Below are 4,572 nucleotides of genomic sequence, written 5' to 3' on the forward strand. Positions count from 1 at the left end.
GTCGCAAGATGCTGAACCTCATCAAGCAATAACAAAATAGGCGTGTTATGGGTATTAAGCGCATCAAACACCGAATGCAGGGTGGGGCGCTGTGCACTCGTGGCATTTGCTTCCGCTTTAACCGTGACGCCAGACGATGATACAGCAGGTGTGAACTTGAGCTTTGCCAGGATTTTGGAAAATAGATTGCGACGTGATTCAAGCGTGGTCGTGACGGCATCAATAAAGGCATTCTGGGGCGAGTCTTTGTCTGACCAGAAGTCTATGTATATGGGTAACACATCAATGTTGTCGCAGGCAGGAATAACGTCACGCGTGATAAACTGTGTTTTACCTCGCTTGCGAGGAGCAAAAAAGGTAACCCTCTCGAGAAGCCCCTGTTGCATACCTTGTAGAATATAGTCACACAGCTTGTGCCGAGGATAGTGCCATCTGTCCATTGCTTTATAACCTTTTTCACCTTGATTTTATAATTATATATTATAGATATAAAACAATGTAAAGCCAGTTTAAAAAACGCTCCGTTCAACGTACTGAGTGGCTTCACGCCTCTAAACTTTCGACCTCTAATCCCAGTATTTCAGCGAGTACATCTGAATCATCTTGTATTGCGTAATAATCACCGTGATACATTAAAACGATTCTTTTTTGGTCATTAGTTAAAACACTTAGTTCAAAACAAGTCATTGACGACTCAGTACTGTATATTCGCGTTGTAACAAACATAAGTTTTTCAAACGAATCAAAGGCAACTTTCGTCTTCGGGTTATTCGAACTGCCGACATACAGCACACTTTCGTTTAGGTCAAAATAGAATTTTCTTCTGCTTCTTCTGCATATAAAGGCTGCGCCTAAACTAAAGAGCCCCGCCAGTGTAATCACACCAATAACGAATTTGGACCAGCGGGGGCATTTGAACGAAAACCTACGGTTTTGAATCCTGTGGCACCCTCGAAACCGTAGGTTTCCGTCAGATAGCCGCTAACCCGGCATTTGCCCTTAAAACTTGGTCATCTTTGGAACATTACCGAATATTCAATGCTGTGACAGCCTTTTTCATAGCGAACCCTGGAGTTGTTTGAATTGTCCTAGGATCATCGCCTTTTCCTGAAGAATTACCTTGTTCTCATCGGTCAGATACGTCACTTTATCCTGGATGGTTTTCAACTCGGTTTTGGTGGCCTTCAAAGCTTGGGATAACACGGCCAATTCCTTATCGACATCTGCTTTCTGAGCAGTGAGAGCTGCTATTTTTTCTGCCAATTGCTCATTTTTATGCTGGTATTCCTGGTTCTTCGTCATGGCGTCTTCAAGGTTGCGCTTCAGGTTCTGGGTCTCATCTACCTTTCCGTTCAAATCCCTGTTTAGCGTCGCATTGGTCTGTTCAAGTTTATCGGCATTGCTTTGTAACTGCGCATTGGCATCAAATAACTCGGACGCTCTTGACTCAGCCTGGTCGAACCGGTGTTGCAGTTCCTGCATCTGGTCTTTCAACCCCTGGGTATCGATCCGGAACTGTTCGCGTTCTTGCTGACGGTCTTCGGCAGTGCGCTGCTGATAATGTTCAAAATGATCGCGGATGTCCTTATTTTCCTGCTTAAGTTCCGCAATACTTTCCTTTAATTCAGCGGTTCGCACAATGGCTTCGTCTCGTTGGGCCTCGGCTTTGACCAGGCTGATACGCACATCTTCCAGAGACTTGTCTAACGCGCTTTTTTCTTTGTTCTGCCGTTCAATCTGGCTCTCAAGATCCTGTTGTCGGGCAGTAAGTTGCGCGATGGTGTTTTTGGAATCGGCCAATTCTTTGCGGAGTTCTTTATTTGACGCCTCAAATTCCTGACGGGTCTCCTCAATACGGTGGTCGGCCATCTGCTGTACCCGCTCGTGGAGTGATTTCACTACCTCCACCAGGTCGTTCGGGAGTCCACCGATATCGGCTGCCTCTCCGTTGTCTGATCGCCAACGCTTGAGCAGCGGCGCGATGGTGCTTTTGCTGCCGGTGCCCATATGTTCCCGCACTCGATCCACCGTAGGCTCCTGGCCTTGGGTTTTGATGGCTTCGGCGGCTTTGGCGACATCGTGGAAAGTGACTCCGGCGCGTGCCATAGGGAGATTTCCTCTCAAACTATTTAGTAACGTATTATGTAACACGTAATATAACATTATATTTATGCTTATCAAAGTTTCTTGAGTTTCAATTTTTAACCTTCGATAATCAAGGTTATCGTTGGCTATGGTATTAAGCTGAAAATCTTCTGCTTGTAACGCCGGTACATAGCCGCCTTTCTGGTGACACCGATAGGAATCCAATTCATGAACACCAAACCACCCAAAATGGCCACCGACTTAGCATTACGTAATGAGGAATCGAACCAGATTGCTCATCGGGAATCCGAGTCACTGCGGCACTACCTCCAGGCGGCCACCTCCGATAACACCCGCAAGGCCTACCGATCCGCCATTCGCCAATTTGAGAAATGGGGTGGCCGGTTGCCGACTGACCGAGATACGGTGGTGCGCTATCTGCTCGCCAGGGCCGAATCGCTCAACGCCCGGACGTTAGATCTCCACCTCACCGCCATTAGCCAGTGGCACCATTACCAAGGCGTCACTGATCCGGTGCGCGATCCCCTGGTGCGGAAAACCATGGAAGGCATTCGTCGCACTCATGGCCAACCCAAACGCAAGGCCAAGGCCCTACGCCTGGAACACATCGCACAAATGGTGGATTACCTGCGGTGTTTGCCGGATAGCAAAAAGAAGCATAGGGATATCGCCCTGGTGTTGACCGGCTTTTTCGGCGCTTTTCGTCGCAGCGAACTGGTGGCCATTCAAATCAGTGATCTGAATTGGGAGCCGGAAGGCCTGATCATCCGGTTGCCGCGCTCCAAAACGGATCAACAGGCGACAGGGCTGGCCCGCGCCTTACCTTTCGGTACACCAGGTTGTTGTCCGGCTACAGCAATCAAGGCCTGGATGGATAGCGCTGAGATTGATAGCGGCCCGCTCTTTAGGCCGGTTAACCGCTGGGATCAGGTGACGCCCAGGCCTCTGAACCCAGGGGCAATTAATGACTTGCTCAAAACCCTGGGCAAGGCCTGTCAGTTCGACTTCGTGCCCGAGTTGAGCAGTCACAGTTTTCGCCGCGGCCTCTCCACTTCGGCGGCTCGAGAACGGGTAGACTTCGAGCTGATCAAGAAACAAGGCGGCTGGAAAAGCGATGCAACGGTCTGGGAGTACATCGAAGAAGGCCAGCAACTTTCGAATAATGCCTCGCTGATATTGATGGAAAAGTTGGTCACGCTGATCGACCCCGTATAACCCGTCAAATCACGAATCCCACTCTCAATTCATCTTTGCGTCTCCAGCGCTGCCCGTATCGCTTTCGCCAGATCCTCGGGCTTGCCCTTGCCCCAATAATGCAGGAAATAGTAGGAAGGCGTTTCACCGGTCATATGGTTGTGCAGCGCCACGATGTGGATGCCCGCCTGACGCAGCGTCCGCATCACCGGCTGGATCTCGTCCGCGGTCATGGCAAAATCCCCATCGACGACCGCCTGCTTCTCATTCCCGGAGAAGGCGGCCCAGGTGGACAGGCCCATGGATGCGCCAAATTCCACACCGTGCATTCTGGCGCTGCGCCCGAACGTGAATTTCAGCACCTGCCCGTTAAGGCTGCCCTCGGCATCCAGAATCTTTTCCAACGTCTTGGTGTTGTATTTGCCGGTGATATCGGGCACATCACCCGGAAATCGTTCTTGCGGTACGGGATGCTTTTTACGCACTTGTTTAATGGCATCCCACATGGCCTTGACGCCTTCGGCGAGTGACTCGGCGTTTCGTCCATGGCCGCCGATGTGCATAAAGTAAACCGGCGGACGGTCGAACACGAAATGGTTGTGCAGCGCGGTGATGTCCAGGCCGTGGGCAAAGGCGGCGTCCATGGCCGGGGTGATTTCATCCTCAAACACCACCGTATCCCCCATCACCATAACACCACCCTCCGGCAAGGCCTTGAACGCGGCCCAACTCCCGAGGCCCGCCGGCGGCGGGAACTTCATACCGTCAACGGTGACGGGCACGTCGTCGCGCTTCCAGCCGATACGCACCACGCCATCAGGTTTGGCCGTTGCCTGGGTGCCAGCCGCCTGGCCAATGGCCTTATCATCGAGGCGGCCGGAATCGTCGGCCATTGTTATGGATGCTTGAATGAATAAAGCGCACATTAGAATGAATGCTCGAAGCGGAGACATTGTCATGGCTATTCCTCTTTTTTTGTTGCTGTGAAACATTTTTGGCTGTATTGGGGGGTTACGCCGCCGGGACGCCTGCAAATAACAGATGGTACACAATACCCAGCAGTGCGCTGACTAAAATCATCGGCAACATGCCCACCTTAAAGCGCAACATAGCGATAAAGGCGCCCGCGGCCAGCGCGACGCTGACAATGTGGATGCTGCCCCAGGCGGGTATCAGCAGTAGCATACCATAGGCCCGTACAGTTTCAACCTCGTTAAAGGCGACGTGCACCGCGAACCAGATGGCGAGATTCAGCATCACGCCCACCACGGC

At 51.4% G+C, this 4,572-nt stretch carries 4 protein-coding genes and 1 pseudogene; 1 reads left to right on the forward strand and 4 read right to left on the reverse strand.

Annotated elements, in window-relative coordinates; translation table 11 throughout:
• Together BIZ39_RS20255 and BIZ39_RS20260 are read right to left on the reverse strand one after the other, a co-directional pair.
• Positions 1-440, reverse strand: a 440-nt coding sequence (locus tag BIZ39_RS20255) for a hypothetical protein (protein WP_262385819.1), incomplete at its 3' end; no start/stop codon positions are given.
• Between the two features lie 616 nt (positions 441-1,056).
• On the reverse strand, positions 1,057-2,106 hold the full coding sequence (locus tag BIZ39_RS20260; RefSeq protein WP_049589052.1) for a DNA-binding protein: 1,050 nt from the start codon (positions 2,104-2,106) through the stop codon (positions 1,057-1,059).
• 207 nt (positions 2,107-2,313) lie between these two features.
• Here BIZ39_RS20260 and BIZ39_RS20265 point away from each other — a divergent pair, with 207 nt between their 5' ends.
• Entirely contained in the window at positions 2,314-3,321 is a 1,008-nt protein-coding gene (locus tag BIZ39_RS20265) for a tyrosine-type recombinase/integrase (RefSeq protein ID WP_049589050.1), read from the forward strand.
• A 29-nt stretch (positions 3,322-3,350) separates the two neighbouring features.
• On the opposite strand, the gene BIZ39_RS20270 is transcribed toward BIZ39_RS20265, so the two are convergent.
• On the reverse strand, positions 3,351-4,193 hold the full coding sequence (locus BIZ39_RS20270) for a DUF1259 domain-containing protein (protein ID WP_197044410.1): 843 nt from the start codon (positions 4,191-4,193) through the stop codon (positions 3,351-3,353).
• A gap of 118 nt (positions 4,194-4,311) precedes the next feature.
• Positions 4,312-4,572: pseudogene (locus tag BIZ39_RS20275) on the reverse strand (chromate transporter); the annotation flags it as partial.

The organism is Alteromonas sp. BZK5, assembly GCF_014349115.1.
Classification (GTDB): domain Bacteria; phylum Pseudomonadota; class Gammaproteobacteria; order Enterobacterales; family Alteromonadaceae; genus Alteromonas; species Alteromonas macleodii.